Source organism: Pseudomonas orientalis (genome assembly GCF_002934065.1).
In the GTDB taxonomy this organism is placed as follows: Bacteria; Pseudomonadota; Gammaproteobacteria; order Pseudomonadales; family Pseudomonadaceae; genus Aquipseudomonas; species Aquipseudomonas orientalis_A.
On record NZ_CP018049.1, the window covers coordinates 5723706 to 5748273 of the forward strand.

Annotated in this window: 23 protein-coding genes; 8 read left to right on the forward strand and 15 right to left on the reverse strand. The window is 60.8% G+C overall.

Going from position 1 to position 24568, the window contains the following annotated elements; translation table 11 throughout:
- The first annotated feature begins 6 nt into the window (after nucleotides 1-6).
- From BOP93_RS25990 to BOP93_RS26000, 3 genes are read left to right on the forward strand one after another with little or no spacing between them, the layout of a single operon-like run.
- Entirely contained in the window at nucleotides 7-675 is a 669-nt protein-coding gene (locus BOP93_RS25990) for an amino acid ABC transporter permease (RefSeq protein WP_104505079.1), read from the forward strand.
- Nucleotides 672-1322, forward strand: coding sequence for an amino acid ABC transporter permease (locus BOP93_RS25995; RefSeq protein WP_104505080.1), 651 nt, complete (start codon nucleotides 672-674; stop codon nucleotides 1320-1322). Before BOP93_RS25990 ends, BOP93_RS25995 begins: the two co-directional genes overlap by 4 nt.
- Nucleotides 1309-2046 (forward strand): amino acid ABC transporter ATP-binding protein, encoded by a 738-nt coding sequence (locus BOP93_RS26000; protein WP_065887006.1) that lies wholly within the window; start codon nucleotides 1309-1311, stop codon nucleotides 2044-2046. Before BOP93_RS25995 ends, BOP93_RS26000 begins: the two co-directional genes overlap by 14 nt.
- On the opposite strand, the gene BOP93_RS26005 is transcribed toward BOP93_RS26000, so the two are convergent.
- From BOP93_RS26005 to BOP93_RS26020, 4 genes are all read right to left on the reverse strand, one after another.
- Nucleotides 2018-2566, reverse strand: a complete 549-nt coding sequence (locus BOP93_RS26005) for a hypothetical protein (protein WP_104505081.1) — start codon at nucleotides 2564-2566, stop codon at nucleotides 2018-2020. The two genes, BOP93_RS26000 and BOP93_RS26005, sit on opposite strands and share 29 nt — an antisense overlap.
- Nucleotides 2556-5057, reverse strand: coding sequence for a fimbria/pilus outer membrane usher protein (locus BOP93_RS26010; RefSeq protein ID WP_104505082.1), 2502 nt, complete (start codon nucleotides 5055-5057; stop codon nucleotides 2556-2558). The genes BOP93_RS26005 and BOP93_RS26010 overlap by 11 nt, the downstream gene beginning before the upstream one ends.
- A gap of 7 nt (nucleotides 5058-5064) precedes the next feature.
- Entirely contained in the window at nucleotides 5065-5754 is a 690-nt protein-coding gene (locus BOP93_RS26015; RefSeq protein WP_104505083.1) for a fimbria/pilus chaperone family protein, read from the reverse strand.
- A 131-nt stretch (nucleotides 5755-5885) separates the two neighbouring features.
- A complete protein-coding gene (locus BOP93_RS26020) occupies nucleotides 5886-6542 on the reverse strand; it encodes a DUF1120 domain-containing protein (protein ID WP_065893910.1) in 657 nt (218 codons plus the stop codon).
- A 482-nt stretch (nucleotides 6543-7024) separates the two neighbouring features.
- Here BOP93_RS26020 and ppx point away from each other — a divergent pair, with 482 nt between their 5' ends.
- Nucleotides 7025-8527 carry an exopolyphosphatase gene (gene ppx / locus BOP93_RS26025; RefSeq protein ID WP_104505084.1) on the forward strand — a complete coding sequence of 501 codons (1503 nt, stop codon included), beginning with the start codon at nucleotides 7025-7027 and terminating at the stop codon, nucleotides 8525-8527.
- Between the two features lie 127 nt (nucleotides 8528-8654).
- Here ppx and ppk1 read toward each other — a convergent pair whose 3' ends face one another.
- Together ppk1 and hemB are read right to left on the reverse strand one after the other, a co-directional pair.
- A complete protein-coding gene (ppk1, locus tag BOP93_RS26030) occupies nucleotides 8655-10877 on the reverse strand; it encodes a polyphosphate kinase 1 (protein ID WP_104505085.1) in 2223 nt (740 codons plus the stop codon).
- Nucleotides 10874-11908 (reverse strand): porphobilinogen synthase, encoded by a 1035-nt coding sequence (gene hemB, locus BOP93_RS26035; protein WP_104505086.1) that lies wholly within the window; start codon nucleotides 11906-11908, stop codon nucleotides 10874-10876. Before hemB ends, ppk1 begins: the two co-directional genes overlap by 4 nt.
- Nucleotides 11909-12116: 208 nt before the next feature.
- Between hemB and BOP93_RS26040 the strand changes: the two genes are divergently transcribed.
- Nucleotides 12117-12752, forward strand: coding sequence for a DedA family protein (locus tag BOP93_RS26040; protein WP_065886998.1), 636 nt, complete (start codon nucleotides 12117-12119; stop codon nucleotides 12750-12752).
- Here the strand turns inward: BOP93_RS26040 and BOP93_RS26045 are convergent.
- Nucleotides 12733-13968: a sterol desaturase family protein gene (locus BOP93_RS26045; protein ID WP_104505087.1), complete on the reverse strand. Its 1236-nt coding sequence runs from the start codon at nucleotides 13966-13968 to the stop codon at nucleotides 12733-12735. The two genes, BOP93_RS26040 and BOP93_RS26045, sit on opposite strands and share 20 nt — an antisense overlap.
- Before the next feature lie 115 nt (nucleotides 13969-14083).
- Between BOP93_RS26045 and elbB the strand changes: the two genes are divergently transcribed.
- On the forward strand, nucleotides 14084-14749 hold the full coding sequence (elbB, locus tag BOP93_RS26050; protein ID WP_104505088.1) for an isoprenoid biosynthesis glyoxalase ElbB: 666 nt from the start codon (nucleotides 14084-14086) through the stop codon (nucleotides 14747-14749).
- 106 nt (nucleotides 14750-14855) lie between these two features.
- Here elbB and BOP93_RS26055 read toward each other — a convergent pair whose 3' ends face one another.
- The 5 genes from BOP93_RS26055 to BOP93_RS26075 form a co-directional block, all read right to left on the reverse strand.
- Nucleotides 14856-15311, reverse strand: a complete 456-nt coding sequence (locus BOP93_RS26055) for a YaiI/YqxD family protein (protein WP_065886995.1) — start codon at nucleotides 15309-15311, stop codon at nucleotides 14856-14858.
- A 2-nt stretch (nucleotides 15312-15313) separates the two neighbouring features.
- Nucleotides 15314-17209 carry an FTR1 family protein gene (locus BOP93_RS26060; RefSeq protein WP_104505089.1) on the reverse strand — a complete coding sequence of 632 codons (1896 nt, stop codon included), beginning with the start codon at nucleotides 17207-17209 and terminating at the stop codon, nucleotides 15314-15316.
- A gap of 201 nt (nucleotides 17210-17410) precedes the next feature.
- Entirely contained in the window at nucleotides 17411-18043 is a 633-nt protein-coding gene (locus BOP93_RS26065; protein WP_104505090.1) for a LysE family transporter, read from the reverse strand.
- Nucleotides 18044-18130: 87 nt separating this feature from the next.
- Nucleotides 18131-18703 carry a mechanosensitive ion channel family protein gene (locus tag BOP93_RS26070; protein ID WP_057723361.1) on the reverse strand — a complete coding sequence of 191 codons (573 nt, stop codon included), beginning with the start codon at nucleotides 18701-18703 and terminating at the stop codon, nucleotides 18131-18133.
- On the reverse strand, nucleotides 18703-20613 hold the full coding sequence (locus BOP93_RS26075) for an ATP-binding cassette domain-containing protein (protein ID WP_104505091.1): 1911 nt from the start codon (nucleotides 20611-20613) through the stop codon (nucleotides 18703-18705). Before BOP93_RS26075 ends, BOP93_RS26070 begins: the two co-directional genes overlap by 1 nt.
- A 50-nt stretch (nucleotides 20614-20663) precedes the next feature.
- On the opposite strand from BOP93_RS26075, the gene BOP93_RS26080 reads away from it, so the two are divergent.
- The gene (locus BOP93_RS26080; RefSeq protein ID WP_167400621.1) at nucleotides 20664-21128 is read left to right on the forward strand and encodes a TIGR02444 family protein; all 465 of its coding nucleotides are present in this window, start codon (nucleotides 20664-20666) and stop codon (nucleotides 21126-21128) included.
- Here BOP93_RS26080 and BOP93_RS26085 read toward each other — a convergent pair.
- A complete protein-coding gene (locus BOP93_RS26085) occupies nucleotides 21125-22342 on the reverse strand; it encodes an AlgP family protein (protein ID WP_104505093.1) in 1218 nt (405 codons plus the stop codon). The two genes, BOP93_RS26080 and BOP93_RS26085, sit on opposite strands and share 4 nt — an antisense overlap.
- A gap of 192 nt (nucleotides 22343-22534) precedes the next feature.
- Here BOP93_RS26085 and BOP93_RS26090 point away from each other — a divergent pair, with 192 nt between their 5' ends.
- Nucleotides 22535-23212: an FKBP-type peptidyl-prolyl cis-trans isomerase gene (locus tag BOP93_RS26090; RefSeq protein ID WP_104505094.1), complete on the forward strand. Its 678-nt coding sequence runs from the start codon at nucleotides 22535-22537 to the stop codon at nucleotides 23210-23212.
- Nucleotides 23213-23264: 52 nt separating this feature from the next.
- On the opposite strand, the gene rsd is transcribed toward BOP93_RS26090, so the two are convergent.
- Both rsd and BOP93_RS26100 read right to left on the reverse strand, forming a co-directional pair.
- Nucleotides 23265-23720, reverse strand: a complete 456-nt coding sequence (gene rsd / locus BOP93_RS26095) for a sigma D regulator (protein ID WP_104505095.1) — start codon at nucleotides 23718-23720, stop codon at nucleotides 23265-23267.
- A 179-nt stretch (nucleotides 23721-23899) separates the two neighbouring features.
- On the reverse strand, nucleotides 23900-24451 hold the full coding sequence (locus BOP93_RS26100) for a disulfide bond formation protein B (RefSeq protein WP_104505096.1): 552 nt from the start codon (nucleotides 24449-24451) through the stop codon (nucleotides 23900-23902).
- Nucleotides 24452-24568: the final 117 nt, after the last annotated feature.

Sequence of the window (24568 nt, forward strand, 5' to 3'; positions counted from 1 at the left end):
TGATCCATGGCGTATCAATTTGACTTTGTGCCGGTGCTGGCCAACACCGACCTGCTGTTGCGAGGCGCGTTGTTCACCCTTGAGCTGACGGCCATCGGCGCCATCCTCGGCGTGGCCCTGGGCACGGTCGGCGCCGTCGTGCGGGCGTGGAAGATCCAGCCGTTCGCCTGGTTTTTCGGTGTGTATGTCGAGTTGATCCGCAACACGCCGTTCCTGGTGCAGTTGTTCTTCATTTTCTTCGGCCTGCCTTCCCTGGGCCTGAAGATCACGGAGTGGCAAGCCGCAGTGCTGGCGATGGTGATCAACCTGGGCGCCTATTCCACCGAGATCATCCGTGCCGGCATCCAGGCCGTCCCGAAAGGGCAGCTGGAAGCCGCCGCCGCACTGGCGATGACGCGTTTCGAAGCGTTCCGTCATGTGGTGCTGCTGCCGGCACTGGGCAAGGTGTGGCCGGCCTTGAGCAGTCAGATCATCATCGTGATGCTCGGCTCGGCGGTGTGTTCGCAGATCGCCACCGAAGAGCTGAGCTTTGCCGCCAACTTCATTCAGTCGCGCAATTTCCGCGCCTTTGAAACCTACGCCCTGACCACTCTGGTGTACCTGTGCATGGCGCTGATGATTCGCCAGCTGCTCAACTGGATCGGCCGCCGCTTTGTGATGAGGAACAGTCGATGAGTGATTTTTCCTTCTGGGACAGCGTGCGCAACCTGCTCACCGGCCTGCAATGGACGCTGTTGCTGTCGCTGGTGGCGTTTGTCGGCGGGGGGCTGATCGGTTTGCTGGTGATGATCCTGCGCATCAGCAACAAGGCCTTCGCCCGCAACGTTGCGCGCACCTATATCGAACTGTTCCAGGGCACGCCGCTGCTGATGCAGCTGTTTCTGGTGTTCTTCGGCGTTGCCCTGCTCGGTGTGGATATCTCGCCGTGGCTGGCGGCAGCCATCGCCCTGACCCTGTTTACCAGCGCCTACCTCGCCGAGATCTGGCGCGGCTGCGTGGAGTCCATTGCCCATGGGCAGTGGGAGGCGTCGGCCAGCCTGGCGCTCAACCCCCTTGAACAACTGCGCTACGTGATCCTGCCCCAAGCCCTGCGTATTGCCGTGGCGCCGACCGTAGGGTTTTCGGTGCAGGTGGTCAAAGGCACCGCCGTGACCTCGATCATCGGCTTTACCGAGCTGACCAAGACCGGCGGCATGCTCGCCAACGCCACCTTCGAACCTTTCATGGTCTACGGCCTCGTGGCCCTCGGTTACTTCCTGCTCTGCTACCCCTTGTCCCTCAGTGCGCGCTACCTGGAAAGGAGACTGCATGCCTCTGCTTAGAATTTCTGCCCTGCATAAATATTACGGCGATCACCACGTGCTCAAGGGCATTGACCTGACCGTTGAAGAAGGCCAGGTGGTGGCGATCATCGGCCGCAGTGGCTCGGGTAAATCCACCCTGCTGCGTACCCTCAATGGCCTGGAGTCGATCAACGACGGCGTGATCGAAGTCGATGGCGAATACCTCGACGCCGCCCGCGCCGACCTGCGCAGCCTGCGGCAGAAGGTCGGCATGGTGTTTCAACAGTTCAACCTGTTTCCACATTTGACCGTGGGCGAGAACGTCATGCTCGCGCCGCAGGTGGTGCAGAAAGTACCCAAGGCCAAGGCAGCGCAGTTGGCTAAACAGATGCTGGAACGCGTGGGTCTGGGGGAGAAGTTCGATGCCTTCCCCGACCGCCTGTCTGGCGGCCAGCAGCAACGTGTAGCAATTGCCCGCGCTCTGGCCATGTCGCCCAAGGTGCTGTTGTGCGACGAAATCACCTCGGCCCTGGACCCGGAACTGGTCAATGAAGTGCTCAGTGTGGTGCGCCAACTGGCCAAAGACGGCATGACGCTGATCATGGTGACCCACGAAATGCGCTTCGCCCGCGAAGTCGGTGACAAGCTGGTGTTCATGCACCAGGGCAAGGTGCATGAAGTGGGCGACCCCAAGGTCGTGTTTGCCAACCCGCAAACGCCCGAGCTCGCCAACTTCATCGGCTCCGTGGAACAGCCGGGCTGACCAGTTCAAAACTACCCTGCCCTTCCAACAGCGTCTGACTGCGTACTTGCAAGGCGTTGGCGGGCAGGTCGGTGTCGATGTCGACCTGGGCCGTCAAGCGTTGGCCTGTCACCAGTCCCCCTGCGGCACGGGCCACCAGGACCTGTCCGGGCAATAACTGCCCGCCCGCGCCGCCATCAGGCTGGCTCATCATCGCCCATTCGACGGGACGCCCATCCACCTGTGCATGCTTGAGGCTCAACCGCAGTCGGCCCTGCTGGCCGAAGCGAAACGTTTGCCCATCGGCGGCACCGATAAACCGCAACGCCATTGCCGATGGCTCGACACACAACACGTTGAGCTGCAGCGATCGCGTACCGAGCGTGACCGTAGCGCTCTCGGCCAGCGCCTCCCTGCGAATGACACCGTAATCAATACGCGGTTGGCTCAACGACAACCGGCAGTTTTCGGCCCGCGCCTCCTGGGCCAGCAACACCGTACAGAACAGCGCCGCGCCGATGCTTGTGAGCTTACCGACCATGGCACACCGCCGCAGTGGTTTCGAAGAACTTGTCATTGTCAGGCTGGCCTCCAGGTGAAATGTTCAGCAGGCAACTGGCAGAGTCCGGCAGTAAAACCTTCAGGTCCTGCAAGTCGTTCACGTCATTGAGAAAGATCGTACCCTCGCCCACCACGCTGGTCAGAAAACGATCGCCCTTGCCGAACACCGCAGCTCCCTGGGGCAATGGCCGACCCTGATCATCCGTGGCGTTGACCAGCATACGGCGCACTTTCACCACATCGAATGCCACCGTGTTGACGGAACCGCGCCCTGCGGCGAGCACCCGGGTGCCGTTCTTCAAATCAACGCGCTTTGGCAAGGACTGGGTTTGCACTTCGATGTGGCTGTTGGTGTAGGCAGGCAAGCCTGGAAGCACGGCCTGGCCGGTGAAGTCGGTCCATACGGGGCCTTGCGGGGTGTCGATTTTGGCAGAACCAATGTCGCCTACCGACGCAATACCAAAGGTGTCCTGTACCGCGTAAGGCGAGAAGGTAATCCCACCTCCGTGAGCGACCACGCCACCTTGCAATTGCCCGTTATAACTGGTGCCCAATGGGTCGCGACTGGCACCCAGACCGACTCGGGTGTAACGCGGCGTGAGATCGACCTGGCCGCGCACCGATTGCTCCCTCGCACTGAGGTCGCGCTCGACGCCCACCTCGTAATTCACATACTCGTTGACCCGCTCATTGAGCGCCGTACCGGCACGGGATTGCCCCCCACGGCGGCTGACATAGCTGCTCACGCGACGATCAACGCCCAAGGGCACGCTGACCTGCAACCGCAAGGACAAGTCATCCTCGCGCACGGTGTCGCGCTGGCTCCGATCCCGCGCAGCGTCACGGCGGGACTGGGTGCTGCCGACCTGGGAGTCGGCAATCAGCGCAACATCGGCGTAGCGGAACGACTTGTTCCAGGACGCGAATACGTGTTCGCTCGATTGCCCGTCGAATTGAGCGCCGCGGGTATAGCCCAGGGAGAACGCCCCCAGGGTGGGGTCGACCCATGTCACGCCCGCCGTGTATTGATTCTTGAAGCGCGACTCCAGCACATCGGCCTTGAAGGGCCGGCCCGCCTCGACCACCTCGCGATAGCCCCGGGTCTGGCTGGTGGCGCTGAGGTTGAGATCGATGCCAGCGGAGACCGGGGTACTCATGGATACGCTACTGCGTGAACCGGACACGGCATTACGGCTGTCGCGGGACAGGTTATGGCGCGCGCCCAGCGATACCCGCTGGAAAAACACACTGCTCAACGTGCCACCTGCCGACCAGTACTCGTCGCTGCTCAACAAGCCGAAACCGGCGGATGAGTCACGCCCCAACGCCCAGGTCCCGCTGCCCATTGCGACAATGGGCGAAGGGCCCTCCCCCTGCGTTTCTTCACGCACCTTGCCCAGGGAAAAGTAATAACCAGGCGCCGCCGGCACGGCACCGGCGAACGAAGCCGCCGGCACCACAAAGCTGCGTCGGGCTCCGCGCACGTCGATCACACTGACCTCAAGGTCGCTCGTGCCATTGAGCAACGGCAAACCGGTCAGTCGGAAAGGACCCTCGGGCACCAGCGTACTGTGGATCAACACACCGGACTGCCGCACCTCGATGCGCGACTGGCTCTGGGCCAAACCCTCCACCACGGCATTATTGCTACCTGCCGGCACGCGCGACTGGCCGTCGGGGGAAAACTGCACACCCGACAACTGGATGCCGCCAAACAATGGGTTGTTGCTGGAAAGCTGGCCGGCCTGGAACGTCGACTGCAATGCGGCGATATCCCGCTGCGCATAGGCATACAGGTGCTCATTGTGCGCCACGCCATTATCGGAGACATAGAGTTGACGACTGCGAACAATCCAATCGCCCAGGTTGAAACCCGCTTCGGTGTAGGCCGATACGAACCGGTTGTTCCCGCCGCGCGAATGGCTGTCGAAACCTTGCACGTCATAGTTGAACAGCGCCGCCGCCCCGCCCCGGGCAAAATCGCCGGCTTCCCACTGCGGTCCGCGCAATGATGAAGTGGGCACCACCAGCGACACCTCGTCGTTGCCCGGGCGCAGCCGCACCATGGTGGTGGGGAAGGCTCCCAGGAAGTCATGGCACGCCTGGTCGGCGGTGGCGCCCTTGCGCACGACCCCATCAGGCTTTACCAACCCGGCTTTTTCCAGCAACGCCGGGGTAAAGCACAACTGCCCATTGGCATCGAACTGCGCGTCCACCAACCCGAGCGGGTTGCCATTGACTTGCAATCCCACCACCTGGTTGCCCTCGCGAAAGCGCGCCGCCGTGCGAAAGTAGTCCGAGACTTTCGGGTCAATACCGTGCGTGGTCAATGCCGCCAGGTCAAAGCCCTCGCCCAACTCCAACGCCGGGACAACGCCAGGCAAACTCCAGAGTGTCGCGACCCCCACGAGCAGGGTGGGTCGGCGGGCGCGTAAAGATGTTCCAGTTCGGTGATTCGACAGGTTGGTCATGGGTTGATCAACCCCCATCGGCAGTGATCGGGGCCCGGTAGTTTTCTACCGAAAAGCCGTAGATCGTGGCCGGCTGAATCTCAATGCCGGTGAGTCCCTGCAGGGGGCCTTCAACCTTCACCGCCAGCGCTTCGCCCGGCAGGATGTAGGTGCGTGGCAACGTAGCCAGGGTTCCCTGTGGCAATAACCGGATCTGTGGTGCCATGCGCACCACATAAGCGCTGTCGTTGTGAACCGACAAGCGTTGCCCTGTGCTCCGCCACTTCAACAGTTCCCAGGGCGTGTGATGAACGGGCAGGCCCTGGGGATGCAGGATCAGCGGCAAGTTCTGCCGCAGGGTGATACCAATGGTCGCACCGCCCGCAGCACGCGCCTGGGGGATGCCTTCAAAAGTTACGCGCTTTAACCGCTGAGTCTTCAACGGTGCCTTCAAAGTGCTGATAAAGCGGACCAGTTGTGTCTCTCCCGCTTCCACCCGCGCAATAGGCGGCGTCACGATCAAGAGCGGTTCCATATCTTCAGGCACATTTTCTATTACCGAATGCAGTAATGCTGGCGCCGCGTCGGTATTCTTGATGTTTATAGTCGCTTCACCCTGTTCTTCGTTCAGCACAATGACCGTGGTTTCGGGCAACATGCCATCTGCCACCGCAACACCGACAACACAGAGCATCAACATTGCAAATAATAAGCGCATATTTTTTAACACTGAACGACTGGACACACTGTGCTCCCCACAACCTTAAAGTTGACTGCTGATCGCCGGCCGCGCATAAAAAACAGTCGATCAGAAACATCAAGCCTCTTGATCGACTGTCGTTATGTCGCTTAGATGTAACTCAGTTCAAGTGTTGCGCGCCCATCCAGAGTAACGTCGCGGCTCAGGTCCAGGTCCTGGCCTTTATTGATAACCGCTCGCACAGTGATCGTCCCGGTCAACTGGGAGATCGCGGCAGGCGTGGGCGATGAACCACTGCGCCAGGAATATTGACTAGGCGACTGTGCAACCTTGCCATCGCTGTTTTGCCAGGCGCCACTGCTGACGCGCATGATCGGAGACAGCGTTGCGCTCGGCGAGCGCAGGTCCTTGAGAGTCACGGCAAAACCACCGGTCTTGCGACCGGCCACGGTGCCCAACCCAAAGTTCTGCGCCTCGGTGTAACCTCCCCCGAGTGCCGCGAGTATGCCCGTTACCTTGCTGCCGGCTTGCAGGTCGACAAACTTGAGCCCGAACTGCGCCGGCGTATTGCCACAGCTGACGGTGATAGGCGTGGTTTTTTCGCCAAGCGCGTTGAACGCCGTCTGGGACAGTTGACCGGAGGGAATATCGCCGTAGTTGATAATGCCGCCGCCGCTCATGCTGAGGTTGCAGGCAGCGGGCTTGATGACGCCCCTGACGATCAGTTCGGCGCTGGTGGCAGCATGGGCACCGATGTTTGCCGCCATGCAGGCGAGACCCAGGGTCAATCCAACAATTTTCTTCATATTCGACCTGTCACTTAAAGTTATCAGGTGCTTTCTGTTGTCGTCATGGCGGCTCCATCGCCAAACACCTTATCTTCCCGGATACCCAAAACGACACATAGATAACACCAAGGCACAATTGCCGGATGACAGTGTGTCGCTTTGGCGCCACATTAAAGAATCGGATAAAACTACGGCCACTGTAAGAACAGTAAAAATTTCAGGCTACCTAATAACAACTTAAAGGTAGGCCAAGACAAATTAATCACTGGAATAACCAAACTTATTCTGTAGGAATAATCAAAAACCGGCTTTACTACAACCAGAGTTAAAACTCCCTACAAAACTAAGTCGCTACTCAGCAGCTATGATGGGATATCACCCTACATATCTCACAAGATATCCCCGCAGACAGCTTCAGAAAAATTACCGAAGCACAACGCGTTGGCTCCAGCGGTCGATCGTGGCACGATGACAAGGTTATCGACCGAGATCCCCAAACCATGCCGCAATCCCAAGCCAAGAATCTGTCCCTGATCGCAGCCATCGACCTGGGCTCCAACAGCTTTCACATGGTCGTGGCCAAGGCCCAGAACGGTGAAATCCGCATCCTTGAGCGGCTCGGCGAGAAAGTGCAACTGGCTGCCGGGATCAACGACGAACGTCAACTCAATGAAGAATCCATGCAGCGTGGGCTCGACTGCCTCAAGCGCTTTGCGCAACTGATCAACGGCATGCCCCCTGGCGCTGTACGAATAGTGGGCACCAACGCCTTGCGCGAAGCCCGTAACCGCAACGAATTCATCCATCGCGCCGAGGAAATCCTCGGGCACCCGGTAGAGGTTATTTCCGGCCGCGAAGAAGCGCGCCTGATTTACCTCGGGGTTTCCCACACGCTGGCCGACACACCGGGCAAACGCCTGGTGGCGGATATTGGCGGTGGCAGCACCGAATTCATCATTGGCCAGCGCTTCGAACCCCTGCTGCGCGAAAGCCTGCAGATGGGCTGCGTCAGCTATACCCAGCGTTATTTCAAGGACGGCAAGATCACCCCGGCGCGCTACGCCCAGGCCTACACGGCGGCGCGGCTGGAGATCATGAGTATCGAACACGCCCTGCACCGCCTGAGCTGGGATGAAGCCATCGGCTCCTCGGGCACCATCCGTGCCATCGGCCTGGCGCTCAAGGCCGGCGGCCATGGCGCTGGCGAGGTGAATGCCGAAGGCCTGGCGTGGCTCAAACGCAAGCTGTTCAAGCTGGGGGATGCCGAGAAGATCGACTTCGACGGCATCAAGCCTGACCGCCGCGCGATCTTCCCAGCCGGCCTGGCGATTCTTGAAGCGATCTTCGACGCCCTCGAACTGCAACGCATGGATCACTGTGACGGCGCCCTGCGCGAAGGTGTGCTCTATGACCTGCTCGGTCGCCATCATCATGAAGATGTGCGTGAGCGCACCCTCAGTTCGCTGATGGAGCGCTACCACGTCGACCTGGAGCAAGCGGCTCGCGTCGAGCGCAAAGCCCTGCATGCCTTCGACCAGGTGGCCGACGACTGGGACCTGCAAAACGGCGTATGGCGCGAACTGCTGGGCTGGGCCGCCAAGGTGCACGAAGTGGGCCTGGACATCGCCCACTACCACTATCACAAGCACGGCGCCTACCTGATCGAGCACTCGGATCTGGCCGGATTCTCACGGGAAGACCAACAGATGCTTGCGCTGCTGGTGCGCGGTCACCGTCGCAATATTCCCAAGGACAAGTTCGCCGAGTTCGGCCAGGACGGCATCAAGCTGATTCGCCTCTGCGCGCTGTTGCGCTTTGCGATCCTGTTCCACCACATCCGTGGCACCCAGGAAATGCCTCAGGTGAAACTGCGCGCCGACGGCGACAGCCTGGAAGTGATGTTCCCCAAAGGCTGGCTGGACGAAAACCAGCTGACCCAGGCGGACTTCGCCCAGGAAGCGGAGTGGCTGACGCGGGTTGGGTTCAGCCTGAACCTGCGCTAAAACACAGCGCAAACCAAATGTGGGAGGGGCTTGCCCCCGATAGCAGAGTATCAGTCAACAGATTCATCGACTGACACACCGCTATCGGGGGCAAGCCCCCTCCCACATTTTCACACCGCGCTGGGCTCTAGTTAACCGTCAGGATCGGGCTGCCCAGCTTCTCCAGCAGCGTCGCCTGTGCACTGCGCGCGTTCTGGTTGCCGGTCGGTGTGTTGCGTACATACCGCCCATCCGACTGCAGGCTCCAGCTGTGGGTGTTGTCGGTCAGGTAGCTTTCCAGCTCCTTCTTGACCCGCATGATCAGCTTCTTGCCCTCCACCGGGAAGCAGGTCTCCACACGCTTGTCGAGGTTGCGTTCCATCCAGTCGGCACTGGAGAGGAACATCTGTTCCTCACCACCATTCAGGAAGTAGAACACCCGCGTGTGTTCCAGGAAACGACCGATGATCGAGCGCACATGGATATTATGCGAGACGCCGACAATGCCCGGGCGCAGGCAGCACATGCCACGTACCACCAGGTCGATGCGCACGCCCGACTGGCTGGCCTTGTACAGCGCGCGGATGATCTTCGGATCGGTCAGCGAGTTGAATTTGGCGATGATGTGCGCCGGCTTGCCGTCGAGGGCAAACTGGGTCTCGCGGGCAATCATGTCGAGCATGCCCTTCTTCAGGGTGAACGGCGCATGCAGCAGTTTCTTCATGCGCAAGGTTTTGCCCATGCCGATGAGCTGGCTGAACAGCTTGCCGACATCTTCGCACAAGGCGTCGTCGGAGGTCAGCAAGCTGTAGTCGGTGTAGAGCTTGGCGTTGCCGGCGTGGTAGTTGCCGGTGCCCAGGTGGGCATAACGCACGATCTCACCGGCTTCGCGGCGCAGGATCAGCATCATCTTGGCGTGGGTCTTGAAGCCGACCACGCCGTAGATCACCACCGCACCGGCCGCTTGCAGACGGCTGGCCAGTTGCAGGTTGGACTCCTCATCAAAGCGCGCCCGCAGCTCGATCACTGCGGTGACTTCCTTGCCGTTACGCGCAGCATCCACCAGCGCATCGACGATTTCCGAGTTGGCGCCTGAGCGGTACAGCGTCTGGCGCACGGCCAGCACGTGAGGGTCCTTGGCGGCCTGGCGCAACAGGTCGACCACCGGCGTGAACGACTCGAAGGGGTGCAGCAGCAGGATGTCCTGCTTGCTCACCACGCTGAAGATGTTCTCGCTGTTCTGCAGCAGTTTCGGGATCTGCGGCGTAAACGGCTTGTATTGCAGCTCCGGATGGCTGTCCAGGCCGGTGATGCTGAACAGGCGCGTCAGGTTGACCGGGCCATTGACCTGATACAACTCGGATTCGGCCAGGTTGAACTGCTTGAGCAGGTAGTCCGACAGGTGTTTGGGGCAAGTGTCGGCCACTTCCAGGCGCACCGCATCGCCGTAGCGCCGCGAAAACAGCTCGCCGCGCAGAGCACGTGCCAGGTCTTCGACGTCTTCGGAGTCCAGCGCCAGGTCGGCGTTACGGGTCAGGCGGAACTGGTAGCAGCCCTTGACCTTCATGCCCTGAAACAGGTCATCGGCGTGCGCATGGATCATCGACGACAGGAATACATAGTTATCCCCAGCGCCCCCAACCTCTTCGGGTACCTTGATGATCCGTGGCAACAGACGTGGCGCCGGAATGATCGCCAGGCCCGAGTCGCGGCCGAAGGCGTCGATGCCTTCCAGCTCGACGATGAAGTTGAGGCTCTTGTTCACCAGCAACGGGAATGGGTGCGTCGGGTCGAGGCCGATCGGGGTGATGATCGGTGAGATCTCGTCACGGAAGTAACGGCGCACCCAGGTCTTGATCTTGGTGGTCCAGTGACGGCGACGGATGAAGCGAACCTGATGTTTTTCCAGTTCCGGCAGCAGGATGTCGTTGAGGATCGCGTATTGGCGGTCCACATGGCCGTGCACCAGCTCACTGATGCGCGCCAGGGCCTGGTGCGGTTGCAGGCCGTCGGCCCCGGCTTGCTCACGGGCGAAGGTAATCTGCTTCTTGAGGCCGGCGACCCGGATTTCGAAGAATTCGTCCAGGTTGCTCGAGAAAATCAGCAGGAATTTGAGCCGTTCCAGCAATGGATAGGACTCATCCAGCGCCTGTTCCAGCACGCGGATGTTGAATTGCAGTTGTGACAGCTCGCGATGGATGTACAGGCTGCTGTCATCCAGGTTGGTGACCACGGCAACCGGCGCCGGCGCCAGCGCTTCGGCAACCACCGCAGGCGGGGCCGGCTCCAGCTCCGGCGGGGTCTCGGCGACTTGTTCAACCACCGGATGAGCGTCTTTTACGGCAACTTCTGTAAGTCCTTCGGTATTCATGAGTGTTCCTGTGAGGGCTCTTGTTGCTCTCTAAGCAATTGGGCAGCGCGGGCGGCGAAGTAGGTCAGAATGCCATCAGCGCCGGCACGTTTAAAGGCTGTCAGGGATTCGAGGATCACCCCTTCACTCAACCAACCATTCTGGATTGCGGCCATGTGCATGGCGTATTCACCGCTGACCTGATAGACAAAGGTCGGCACTTTGAATTCCTCTTTGACCCGGCAAAGGATGTCCAGGTAAGGCATCCCTGGCTTGACCATGACCATATCGGCGCCTTCGGCCAGGTCGGCCGCCACTTCGTGCAGGGCTTCTTGGCTGTTGGCCGGGTCCATCTGGTACGAAGCCTTGTCGGCCTTGCCCAGGTTCAGGGCCGAACCCACCGCATCGCGGAAGGGGCCGTAATAGGCGCTGCCGTACTTGGCCGAGTAGGCCATGATCCGCACATTGACGTGACCGGCCAATTCAAGGGCTTCGCGAATCGCCTGGATGCGGCCGTCCATCATGTCCGACGGCGCCACCACCTGGGCGCCTGCCGCCGCGTGGGACAAGGCCTGCTTGACCAGCGCATCGACGGTGATGTCGTTCTCGACGTAGCCTGACGGATCGAGGATGCCATCCTGCCCATGGGTGGTGAATGGATCGAGGGCTACGTCGGTGATCACCCCAAGCTGCGGGAAACGCTCGCGCAGGGCGCGGGTGGCGCGCTGGGCGATGCCCTGCGGGTTCCAGGCTTCGGCCGCGTCAAGTGACTTGAGCCCAGCGGGCGTTACCGGGAACAGCGCCAGCGCCGGAATGCCCAGCGCCACCCAATGCGCGGCTTCTTCAAGCAGCAGATCGATGCTCAAGCGCTCCACCCCTGGCATCGAAGCCACCGCTTCCCGGCGATTTTCGCCGTCCAGCACGAATACCGGCAGGATCAGATCATTCGTCGTCAGTACATTTTCACGTACCAGACGGCGCGAAAAATCATCACGACGGTTACGACGCAGACGCGTGGCGGGGAACAGCCGATTGGCGGGGGTAAAGCTCACGACAGACTCCTGAGCCCGCGTTTACGGGCGAGCGGTGCAGTTATAAGCGGCCATTATGACGAACGAATGACAGTTGTGCTTATCGATGCGACCTGTAGTCACATTCTGCACTGACACAGGAATTGTTCACTTCGTGACACATCTCGATACTTTCATGAATCTTCGTGAAGGCGTAGGCTGCGCGTTCATTTCGCCAGCACCCTAGACCATGCTTCAACAATTTCTGCATGACTTCGGCTACTTTGCCCTCTTCCTCGGCACGTTCTTCGAAGGCGAGACCATCCTCGTACTCGCAGGCTTCCTGGCGTTTCGTGGATACATGGATATCAACCTGGTAGTGGTCGTTGCCTTCTTCGGCAGCTACGCCGGCGACCAGCTTTGGTACTACATGGGGCGCAAGCACGGCCGCAAGTTGCTGGCGCGCAAACCGCGCTGGCAATTGATGGGCGACAAGGCGCTGGAGCATATCCGCAAGCATCCGGATATCTGGGTACTGAGCTTTCGCTTCGTCTACGGTTTGCGCACGGTCATGCCCGTGGCGATTGGCCTGTCCGGCTACCCGCCCCTGCGCTATCTGATCCTTAACGGTATTGGTGCAGCGATATGGGCGGCAGCGCTGGGGGCTGCGGCCTACCACTTCGGCGCAGTGCTCGAAGGCATGCTCGGCAGCGTCAAGAAATACGAGCTGTGGGTGCTGGGCGCCTTGCTGGTGCTGGGTTTTGGCCTGTGGCTGCGACGCCGCTTCAAGAATGCCCGCATCGCCCGCGAGGCATGCGCCGAGGCCAAGGCTCGGCGCGCTGCCGAACCCGCGCCGGTCGAAACGCCTAAGACGCCAGACGCGTAAGCCGGCCCCTGCAGCAGTAGAGGCCGATCACGCTGAGCGCGCTGTAGCTCGCCAGGCCCAGCCAGCCCAGGTTGCCGGCGGGCCACAGGCCGACCCACGGGGCCAGCCCTACCAACGGCACATTCAGCCCCAGGCGCACCCACTCGGCCTTCAGCGCCCACGGGCGATTCTCCAACGCGACCCCCAACGTGAACAGCCCCAACGCCATCGCACCCCAGCCCAGGACCAGCGCCTCCGTGGGCAGACCTTCGCCGATATTCATCAGATAGCTGCCAAACCCCACGTAAACTGCGAATTGCAGCGCGACATAAACCTGTTGCCGTCTGTCCAGCGGCACCTCGAATTTGCGGAACCGGGCCAGGTCCGGCTTGGCCAGCGGATACTTGGCTTTGACGTCTGCGGGGCGCCAGCCGGTGCGCATAAACCAGATGCGCAGCTTGTCCCAGTGGCTTTCAGTACGGCGGGCGTCGTTCCACAGCTGCGCATAAAACTGCAGGTTCGCCCACAGCGGGTTCCAGCTGGCCAGGGGCGTGGTCACACCGAAGATCACCGGCTCGTTGTCATCTTCCTCCTGGAACGTGCCGAACAGCCGATCCCAAAAAATGAACACCCCGCCATAGTTGCGATCCATGTAGAGAGCGTTCTGTGCGTGGTGGGCCCGATGATTGGACGGGGTGACGAAGAACCATTCGAACCAGCCGAGCTTGGGAACGTGACGTGTATGGACCCAGAATTGATACAGCAGGTTGAGCGAAGCCACGCTGATGAATACCACCAACGGCACACCGAGCACGGCCAGGGGCAGGTAGAAGATCCAGCTCAGCAAGAAGCCGGTGCTGGTCTGACGCAGCGCGGTGGTGAGGTTGTAGTCCTCGCTCTGGTGGTGCACGGAGTGCGCAGCCCAGAGGATATTGCGCTCATGGCCCATGCGATGCAGCCAGTAATAGCAGAAGTCGTAGAACACGAATGCAAACACCCAGGTCCAGGCACTCCGGGCCGACAACTCGATCAGCGCCAGGTGCTTGAGGGCGAACGCATAAGTCAAAAGGCCCACACCTTTGGTCAGCAACCCGGTCGTGGTGGACAGCACCCCGGTGCTGAGGCTGTTGATGGCATCCGCCACTCGATAGTTGCGCGCACCGCGCCAGCGGTCGGCCAGCAGCTCAACCACGATCAACGCAATGAAAAACGGTACCGCGTAAGGCACGAAGTCCATGGGCTAGTCCGGTCTTTTTTTGTTACAGCAAGATTAGGGGCAGTGGCGTGAGTTCCCATTGGCAACAGGTTACAAATTAGTAGACATTTAACGCCATGAATCAGGAGAAATGCCCATGAGCAAAAAGATTGCAGTGATCCTTTCCGGCTGTGGCGTGTACGACGGCGCAGAGATCCAGGAAAGCGTGATCACCCTGCTGCGCCTGGATCAGCGCGGCGCTCAAGTGGAATGTTTTGCGCCGGATATTGCGCAATTGCATGTGATCAACCACCTCACCGGCGAAGAAATGCCCGAATCGCGTAACGTGTTGGTCGAGTCGGCGCGAATCGCCCGGGGCGCGGTCAAGGATATTGGTGAAGCCGACGCTGCCGACTTCGACGCACTGATCGTGCCCGGAGGGTTCGGCGCGGCGAAGAACCTGTCGAATTTCGCCGTGGAAGGCGCCGGCTGCAGCGTCAACCCACAAGTCCTGGCATTGGCCGAAGCCTTTGCCGAAGCCGGCAAGCCTGTGGGGCTGATCTGCATTTCCCCTGCCCTGGCCGCGAAAATCTACGGCCCAGGCGTGACCTGCACCATCGGCAACGATGCCGACACTGCAGCTGCCCTGGACAAAATGGGTGCCACCCACCAGGAATGCACGGTCGAGGACATCGCCGAGGACACCGCGCGCAAGCTGGTGAGTACGCCGGCGTATATGCTGGGCAAGAACATCAGTGAGGTGGCGTCGGGCATCAATAAACTCGTGGACCGGGTACTGGAACTGACCCACGAAAACGACTGACGCTTTCTTTCTGTAGGAGCGAGCTTGCTCGCGAAGAACCTGAGAGCGCCGTGTTCATCCAAAGTGCCCGCGTTATCGTTGACGTTCTTCGCGAGCAAGCTCGCTCCTACAAGGGCTTCATCAAACGGGTAAGCAGGCGGTCCAGCGCGTTGGCAAACGCCTGCTTGTCTTTTTCACCATGGGGCGGTGGCCCACCGCCCATCTGGCCTTGCTCACGCAGATCGGTAAACAGATTACGCACTGCCAGGCGTTCGCTCATGTTCGCCGGGCTGAACTCCTTGCCTCGTGGGTCAAGGGCCGTGACGCCTTTCTTCACCAGCCGATCAGCCAAGGGCACGTCGCTGCAGATCACCAGTTCGCCAGGCACCGCGTGCTCAACCAGATAATCATCGGCTGCGTCAGGGCCGCTGGGCACCACGATCAGTTTCACACAAGAAAAGCCCGGCTTGATCTGGCTCTGCCCCGCCACCAGCACCACCTCGAATTGACGCTTGAGGGCGAACTTCACCACTTGGTCCTTTGCCGCCCTAGGGCAGGCGTCAGCGTCGATCCAGACCCGCATAGTCAGCTCGCCGCCCTTTGCTTCTCAGCCAGGCGACTGCGGCCATACAGCACCACGATCGCCAGTATCGCCACGGCCTGCGCACTCAACGAATACGCATCGGCATGAATACCCAGCCAGTCAAAGTCAAAAAACGCCACCGGCCGCGTACCAAAGATGCCCGCCTCTTGCAGCGCCTTGACGCCATGCCCGGCGAACACCACCGACAGCGCGCACAACAGCGCCGCGTTGATGCCGAAGAACAGCGCCAGCGGCAGCTTCGCCGAACCGCGAAGAATTACCCAGGCGAGGCCCACCAGCAGCACCAGAGCGGTGGCGCCACCCGCCAGCACCGCGTCGTGCCCGGCCGGGCCGGCTTGCAGCCACAGGGTTTCGTAAAACAGGATCACTTCGAACAGTTCGCGGTACACCGAGAAGAATGCCAGCAGCGCAAAACCAAAGCGCCCACCGCCGCCCACCAGGCTGCTCTTGATGTAGTCCTGCCAGGCTGCGGCGTGGCGCCGATCGTGCATCCAAACGCCCAGCCACAGCACCATCACGCTGGCAAACAGCGCCGTGCAGCCTTCCAGCAATTCACGCTGGGCGCCACTGACATCAATCACATACGCCGCCAGCGCCCAGGTGGCCAAGCCGGCCAACAGCGCCAGGCCCCAGCCGACGTTGACGCTGCGCACCGCCGATTGCTGGCCGGTGTTACGCAGGAAGGCCAGGATCGCGGCGAGCACCAGGATCGCTTCCAGGCCTTCGCGCAGCAGGATCAGCAAGCCGGAGATGTAGCTCAACGACCAACTCAGGCCGTCGCCGCCGAGCAAGCCGGCAGACTCACCGAGCTTGCCCTTGGCCACGTCCAGGCGCTGTTGCACCTGCTCGATCGGCAGGCCGTCCTGCAATGACTGCCGATAGGCCATCAGCGCCTTCTCGGTGTCCTTGCGCACATTGGCGTCGACGTTATCCAAAGAGCTTTCCACCAGCTCGAAGCCTTCCAGATAAGCGGCTACCGACAGGTCATAGGCTTGTTCGTGGTCGCCGTTACGGAACGCGGCCAGGCTTTTGTCCAGGGTGGCGGACGTGTAATCGAGCAACTGCGCCGGGCCACGCTTGACCTGCGGCGGTTGTGCACGCTGGGCGCGGAAGGTCGCCGCCGCCGCAGGGCCGTCTGCCGCCAGCACTTCGTTGGGCGTCTGGCGCGCCAGATCGGCAAGGTTGAACGGCTGTTCGCTCTTGGCCGCAGCCGGGTCCGCCGTGAAACCTGCGATGTAAGTGGCGAGGTCCCAACGTTGACGGTCATCCAACTGATCGGCAAAGGACGGCATGTCGGTGCCTTCGACACCCAGGCCCAGGGTATTGTAGATCGCATACAGGCTCAGGCGATCCAGGCGCGTGGCATCGCGCAGGTTGGCGGGCGGCGGGGTCATGCCCACGCTGGCCGGGCCATCGCCGGCGCCGGCAGTCCCGTGACAGACCGAACAGTGCTGGGCGTAGAGCGGCGCGCCGCGTGTCGGATCCGGTGTGATGGCCGGGGCTTGGCTGACTTCATACGCCACGGCCAGCTTGGCGCCCAGCTGACGCGCCTGATGGGCCACCGTTGCGCCGTCTGCATGGGCGGTGACTACCGCCAGCAACTCATCGACGCCTTTTATCAACTCGGCGCGTTCGGGTTTATCCGGCAAATCAGCCACCAGGCCCTGCAACACGCCAAGAAACTCCACCTGCTCGCGATATTCCGAGTCGTCCACCACCTTGCCCGCCTCTACCGTCGGCGGGTAGTCGGCACCGATGTAATCCAGCAAATGCAGCGCCTGCGGGGCGCCTTCGGCGGTCGCGGCCCATAGATTGAAGCTGCACGACATCAGCGCCGGCAACAGCAGCCACGCAAGGAAGCGGAAAGGGGCAGTCATGAATGAATCTCAAGTGGAAATACGAAGTAACACTATTGTTGAGCTTTAACGGATTTGACTCAAGGTGTTATTTCGTCACGCCACAAAACCAATGTGGGAGGGGGCTTGCCCCCGATGGCGGTGGGTCAGCCGATATACTCATCAACTGACCCACCGCTATCGAGGGCAAGCCCCCTCCCACATTTGCTTCGGTTTCTTCAGTCAGGCCGTGGCGCGATGCAGGCTGGCGAGGAAACCGGCGGCGCCGACGAACAGCCCGGCGAACGTGCGGTTTACGCGCTTCTGCTGCTTGGGCGAGCGCAGCAGGCGCAGGACTTTCGAGGCCAGCCCTGTGTAACCGGCCATCACGATCATGTCGACGCTGATCATCGTCGCGCCAATGATCAGGTACTGAATCGCCAACGGCGCCTGCGGATTCACGAACTGCGGCAATACCGCGAGCATGAACACCAGCGCCTTGGGGTTGCTGGCGTTGACCAGGAACCCGCGGAACATCATCGCCAGCGGCTTGCCGATCGGACGTATCGCCGCGTCATCGCTCATGTCCAGCGGCAAGGCGCGCCATTGCTTGATGGCCAGGTACACCAGGTACGCCACCCCGAACCATTTGATCGCGTAGAACGCGGTCGATGACGTCGCCAGAATCGCCCCCAGGCCGCCCGCCACCACGGCAATCTGCATCGCCAGGCCCAGCTGCAGGCCAATGGCGTTCCAGTAGCCGCGTACAAAACCGTATTGCAGGCCGCTGGACATCGAGGCGATGGCGCCTGCGCCGGGGGAAAGGGAAATGATCCAGCTGGCCACGAGAAAAGCCAGCCACGTGTCGAGTGCCATAGCACACCTCGAAAGGGAGTTTGTGGTTGTGCCTTAAGCTAACTCCGGCGACCAAAGGCTGGCTATAAATTTTTACAAAATGCGACTCTAGCGGTCGCCAGGGAACACGTGCGTACCAGGCCAGCGCCGTACCGAACGCTGGAAGAACAAGCTGTTGGGCACTTGCACCATCGCACTGTCGGTGCCGGCCTCCTGCACCTCGATCAGCGTGGTATAGAGCAGATTGATCGCCACCACGCGCCCCTTCACGCCGGGCTTGTCGACGGTGTCCACCAGTTCGACGATATCGCCGAGGCGAAACGGACCCACGGTGAAGATCAAAATGGCGCACAGCAAATTGGACAGCACGGACCACATGGCGAAGAACGCCACTGCCGCCACGGCCACAAAGCCTGACAGCGCCGTCCACAGCACCGTGGCAGATACACCCAGGCGGCCCAACACGAAGATCAGCGCGCTGCCCATGATCAGCCAGCGCAGGCCACCGCGCAGCGGCATCAGCAACTGCGGCGGGAACGGGTAGCGCTCACCCAGGCGCGTCAGGCCTTTGGCGACAAAACGCTGGGCAAGGTAGCCGGCCAGCAGGATCAGCAGGATTTGCACGCCGATCCACACGGGTTCAATCCACTGCGCCGGCAAGGGCAGTTGCAACGCTTCCATCAGGACAGCGCCTCAAGCTGCGCTTGCAGGGTTTCGAGCAATTCGAGGGCTTCCATCCAGGACTCCTCCAATTGCCCTTCGCGCACCTTGAGCCTGGCCTGTTCGGCCAGCAAGTCACGCAGTTCATCCTTGCGCGCGGCCTCATACACGGCGCTGTCGCCCAGGCTGGTTTCGATTCTGGCCAGGCGCTCATGCACCTTGCCCAGCTCGGCCTCCAGCTTGTCGGCTTCGCGCTTGTGCGGGGCCAACTGCTGACGCAGTGCGGCGGCGGCCTGGCGCTGGGCTTTCTTGTCGGTCTTGTCCGGGTTGACCGGGGTGTTGCTCACCGGCGCATTGCGCAGACGATAGTCAGTCAGCCAGCGGGCGTAGTCGTCCAGGTCGCCATCAAACTCTTCGACCTTGCCATCGGCCACCAGCAGGAAATTATCGGTGGTGCTCTTGAGCAGATGGCGGTCGTGAGACACCACCAATACTGCACCGCTGAACTCCTGCAGGGCCATGGTCAGCGCCAGGCGCATTTCCAGGTCCAGGTGGTTGGTCGGTTCGTCGAGCAGCAACAGGTTCGGACGGTCCCATGCAATCAGGGCCAGGGCCAGTCGGGCTTTTTCACCACCGGAGAAGTTCAGCACCGGCTCGTCGATGCGCGCACCACGGAAGTCGAAGCCTCCGAGGAAGTCGCGCAGGGTTTGCTCGCGTTCGCTCGGCGCCAGGCGCTGCAGGTGCAACAACGGGCTGGCCTTGGCATCGAGCGAGTCCAGTTGATGCTGGGCGAAGTAACCCACCACCGTGTTCTCGCCACGGGTCAGGCGCCCGGCCAAAGGCTCAAGCTCGCCCGACAGATTCTTGATCAGCGTCGACTTGCCCGCGCCGTTAGGCCCCAGCAAACCGATCCGCGCACCGGGTATGAGCTGCAGCTTGACCTTCTCCAGGACGGTCTTGTCGCCATAACCCAGGCGCGCATCCGACAGGTCGAGCAGGGGGCTGGAGATTTTCACCGACTCACGGAACACAAAGTCGAACGGCGAATCGACGTGGGCCGCCGACAGCTCTTCCATGCGCTCCAGGGCCTTGATCCGGCTCTGGGCCTGGCGGGCCTTGGTGGCCTGGGCCTTGAACCGGGCGATGTAGCTTTCCATGTGCGCGCGCTGCGCCTGTTGCTTCTCGAACGCTTGCTGCTGCTGAGCCAGACGCTCGGCACGGGCGCGCTCGAAGGCGGTATAGCCGCCACGATAGAGCGTGATTTTCTTCTGTTCGACATGGGCGATATTGTCGACCACGGCGTCGAGGAAATCCCGGTCGTGGGAAATCAGCAACAAGGTGCCCTGATAGTTCTTGAGGAAGTCTTCCAGCCACAGGATCGCATCGAGGTCCAAGTGGTTGGTCGGTTCGTCGAGCAGCAACAGGTCCGAGGGACACATCAGCGCCTGGGCCAGGTTCAGGCGCATGCGCCAGCCGCCGGAGAAGTCGGCGACCGGGCGATCCATCTGTTCGTTGGTAAAACCCAGGCCGGCCAGCATCTTGCGGGCGCGGGCATCGGCGGTGTAGCCGTCGGCGCTGTCGAGTTCCGAGTGCAGGCGGGCCTGGGCGGCGCCATCCTGGGCTGCTTCCGCCGCGGCGAGGTCGTGCTGTACCTGGCGCAGACGCAGGTCGCCATCGAGCACGTAGTCGATCGCAATGCGGTCCAGGGTGTCGATCTCCTGGCGCATATGGGCGATGCGCCAGTCGGCCGGCAGCAGGCAGTCCCCGGAATCCGGAGTCAGCTCACCCAGCAACAGGGCAAACAACGTGGATTTGCCGGCGCCATTGGCACCGATCAGGCCGGCTTTGTGACCGGCGTGCAGGGTCAGCTCGGCATCTTCAAGAAGACGTTGCGGGCCACGCTGTAATGTTAGGCTTTGAAGTCGGATCATAATGGCGGCGGAGTCTACCAGCTTCGTTGACCGCTGGCTTGGGTGTGAATATGTGCGCTGACCTGTGGAGCTTTGCCCTTTCGACTTATGCCCGCCCCGGTGTGGAGGCTGCTTGCCTGCGGTTGCAGGAGCATGGCGCGGATGTGTGCCTGCTGTTGTGTGGTGCGTGGCTGGAGCAACGTGGCGTGGCGCGGCTGCCCGAGCGCGTTGCGGCGCTGCAACAGCTTGCGCGGCCGTGGCGAACGCGTGTCGTCGAACCCTTGCGAGAGATGCGTGTGCAATGGCGGGCGATGGCACAACAGGATGCGCAATTGGCCGAGTTACGAGAACACGTCAAGGCGCTGGAGCTGGAGGCCGAGCGAGCCTCGCTGACGCGCCTGGAAGCGCTTGCACAGACATGGCCAACCAACGAGGTGACAGGCCGACATGAATGGCTTGAAAGCCTGGCGACCGAAGCCGCCAACCTTGACCACAACGCGCTGCAGCAGCTGCGCGTCGTGGTCACCCGCGCTTAGGAAGCGCTGGTTGGGGTGACGCTTGGCGCTGCCGGTGCAGCAGTGCTGCTGACGGATGCGGTTGGAGCGGAGGACGCTGCCGGGGTGGGGGCAGGTGCTACGGGAGTTGCTGGCTTTGCAGGGGCTGGTTTTGCAGCAGCAGGCTTGGCAGCGGGTGTGGCGGCCGGTTTTGCAGCTGGCTTGGCGGCTGGTTTTGCAACAGCGGTTTTAGCAACTGGCTTGGCGGCTGGTTTCGCAGCAGCAGTTTTAGCAGCTGGCTTGGCGGCTGGTTTCGCAGCGGCAGTTTTGGCAGCTGGCTTGGCGGCTGGTTTCGCAGCAGCGGTTTTAGCAGCTGGCTTGGCCGCTGGTTTTGCAGCAGCGGTTTTAGCGGCTGGCTTGACGGCTGGTTTTGCAGCAGCGGTTTTAGCGGCTGGCTTGGCCGCTGGTTTTGCAGCAGCGGTTTTAGCGGCTGGCTTGGCCGCTGGTTTTGCAGCAGCGGTTTTAGCAGCTGGCTTGACGGCTGGTTTTGCAGCAGCGGTTTTAGCGGCTGGCTTGGCCGCTGGTTTTGCAGCAGCGGTTTTAGCGGCTGGCTTGGCCGCTGGTTTTGCAGCAGCGGTTTTAGCGGCTGGCTTGGCGGCTGGTTTGGCAGCAGCGGTCTTAGCGGCTGGCTTGGCGGCTGGTTTTGCAGCAGCGGTTTTGGCAGCAGGCTTGGCGGCTGGTTTTGCAGCAGCAGTTTTAGCAGCTGGCTTGGCGGCCGTTTTAGCCGGTGCCTTCGCTGCAACAGCCTTGCTCGCCGGCTTCTTGGCCGCGCTGGCTGCGACAGCTTTAGCCGGAGTACGAGTACCCAGCGCCTTGGTGACAGCTTCCTTCACACGACCAACGCCCTGAGCCAGTTTCAGGCTTTCCTGAGCGTCTTTTTTGAGTTGGGAAATGTAGCTGCGGGTTTCGGCTTGGCGATCCTTGAGGGCGTCCAGCAGGTCCTCAAGTTCTTTAACAGCGTCTTTGGCCTTGGCTTGTGCCTTGGCCTTGCCGGCAGTGGCGGCGTCTTGCAGTTTGGTGCGGGATTTGTGCAGCTTTTCTTGCGCTTTGCCGCGTTGTTTTTCCAGTTTGGCGAGCAATTTTTCCGCATCGGCCAAGGCTTGGGAACAAGCGCTTTCCAGATGTTCGAGCAGGCTGCCCGACAATTGTTGGAGTAAGTGCAACGGGGTATTTACAGGCTTCTGTTTGGCCGACATGGTTTACCTCCTGGCTGACGTGGGTGCGGCTCATACTAGCCCTCTGCTCTTACCGCCGCTAGGGCATGTTGACAGTATCGTTTGCGTTGCGTTGCAACGTACGAAAATTCTTATCGATATAACAGAAAAGCGCACCACTGCTCAGCCATTTACGCTGGCATAATCCGTCGCACTTCAGGCGGGAGGACACCCATGTCGCGTTACCTTTTCGTAGTGCTTGCCCTGGCGATTTCCAGCGCCCATGCGGACGAGCAATCGCCGCCAAAAACCGCTGTCCAAGATCAGCATGACCTCGCCTACAGCCTGGGGGCCAGCCTCGGTGAACGCTTGCGCCAGGAGGTCCCCGACTTGCAGATCCAGGCCCTGATCGATGGACTCAAACAAGCCTACCAGGGCAAACCATTGGCACTGGACAACGCGCGCATCGAACAGATTCTTGCACAGCACGAAGCACAGAACGCCATCGACAACCCAGCGCCGCAGAGCGAAAAAGCACTCGCCGCCGAACAGCAATTTTTGTCGAAGGAAAAAGCTGCAAAGGGTGTGCATGAGTTGGCGGACGGAATCCTGCTCACCGAGTTGACGCCGGGCACGGGCACCAAGCCGTTGGCAACTGATGAGGTGCAGGTGAAATATGTGGGTCGGCTGCCCGATGGAAGCGTGTTTGACCAGAGCGCACAGCCCCAGTGGTTTCGCTTGGACAGCGTGATCAGTGGCTGGCGCAGTGCGTTGCAGCAGATGCCCACAGGCGCGAAATGGCGCCTGGTCATACCCTCGGCCCAAGCCTACGGCGCGGACGGCGCAGGCGAATTGATTGCGCCCTACACACCCCTTGTCTTCGACATCGAGTTACTCGGGACCCGCCACTGACGCATAAAAAAACGGTGCGTCATGCGCACCGTTTTTTATCGCATTGCCCCGATCAGACCTGAGCAGGCTCTTCTTTGTGGGCGTTATGCAGCACTTCGATCAGGCAATCTTCAAGCTCGAAACGCTCGTGCAACAGACCACCCAGCTCTTTGAATTTTTCCGCGACACACTTGCCTTCATCGCACAGATCGTTAAAAGCCAGCAGCTTTTCGGTAATCACATCGATGCGCGGGTAAAGGGTCTCAGCGAACTCAAGACCACGCTCGTCCTCGAAAGCTTCCGCTTCCTCGGTGAGTTGAGTGTAAATACTCAGGTGACCGGCAGAAACGTAATCCACCAGTACAACGCAGAAGTCCTGCAACGGCTCACGCTTCTCGGCCAGCGCTCCAGGTTCGGCCCCCAACTCGTCAAAAGCCAGAACCAATTCGCGACGCGCATCCAACCACTTATCGATCAGTGTGTGCACGCCACCCCAGCGTTCGCGAGCATTCTTGCAACGTTCCAACATGATGATCTCTCTTCCCTATGGGGGACGCTGCTGCACCGTGCCCGCGCAATGCTTCAGGGTTGAAGCGGCAATCGGACGAGGTCGCGTCTGACAAGCGGTTTCGATAACGCGTGCGGGCCAGATTATGCCCGCATCACTATGGCTTCAAGGTACGCAGGAGAGAAAGTTCATACAAGCGTTTAATCCCGTCCTACCACATGAACAGAATTTTCCTCGCTTTGCGATAGGTGACGCCGGCCAGGCAACAACCGGGAAAGCAGTATTCCCCACAGAATCAGCATCGCCAGGAAAAACAGCAGGCTCCACTCCGGAAGGCTGAGGTCAAACAGCGTCCAATTGATTTCGACGCAATCGACAGTCCCCTTGAAGACGGACTGGGCAGCCTGCCAGAACGACAGGTGTTCAATCATGTAATCAAGGGTTGGCCAGCAGTTGGGCATCTGATCTGACAGCGTGTTCTGCAGCAGCACTTGGCGCCCGGCGGTGACGGCACCAAATAACACGCACCCCATGTTCGCCAGCCCATACAGGCACACGCCGGTGCGGCCAGGGTTATGCAGGGCGGCGATCAGGTTGGTCAGTACAAAGACGGCCAGGAACAACCGTTGTACCTGGCACAAAAAGCATGGCTGTAACAGCGCACCATATTCGAGATAGAAAGACACGCCCAACGTCAGCGCACCGGCCATGAACGCCAGGAGAAACAAGGAGCGTAAGGGGGCCAAAGACATTGTTTATCCGCACCGCAAGAGATAGGTCGCTACGGTAGAGGAAAGGCCCGACCCCTTTCAATACGCCTTGGAGCGGACAATTCCGCGAACGGACAAGGAGATTCCGTCAAGGCGCCG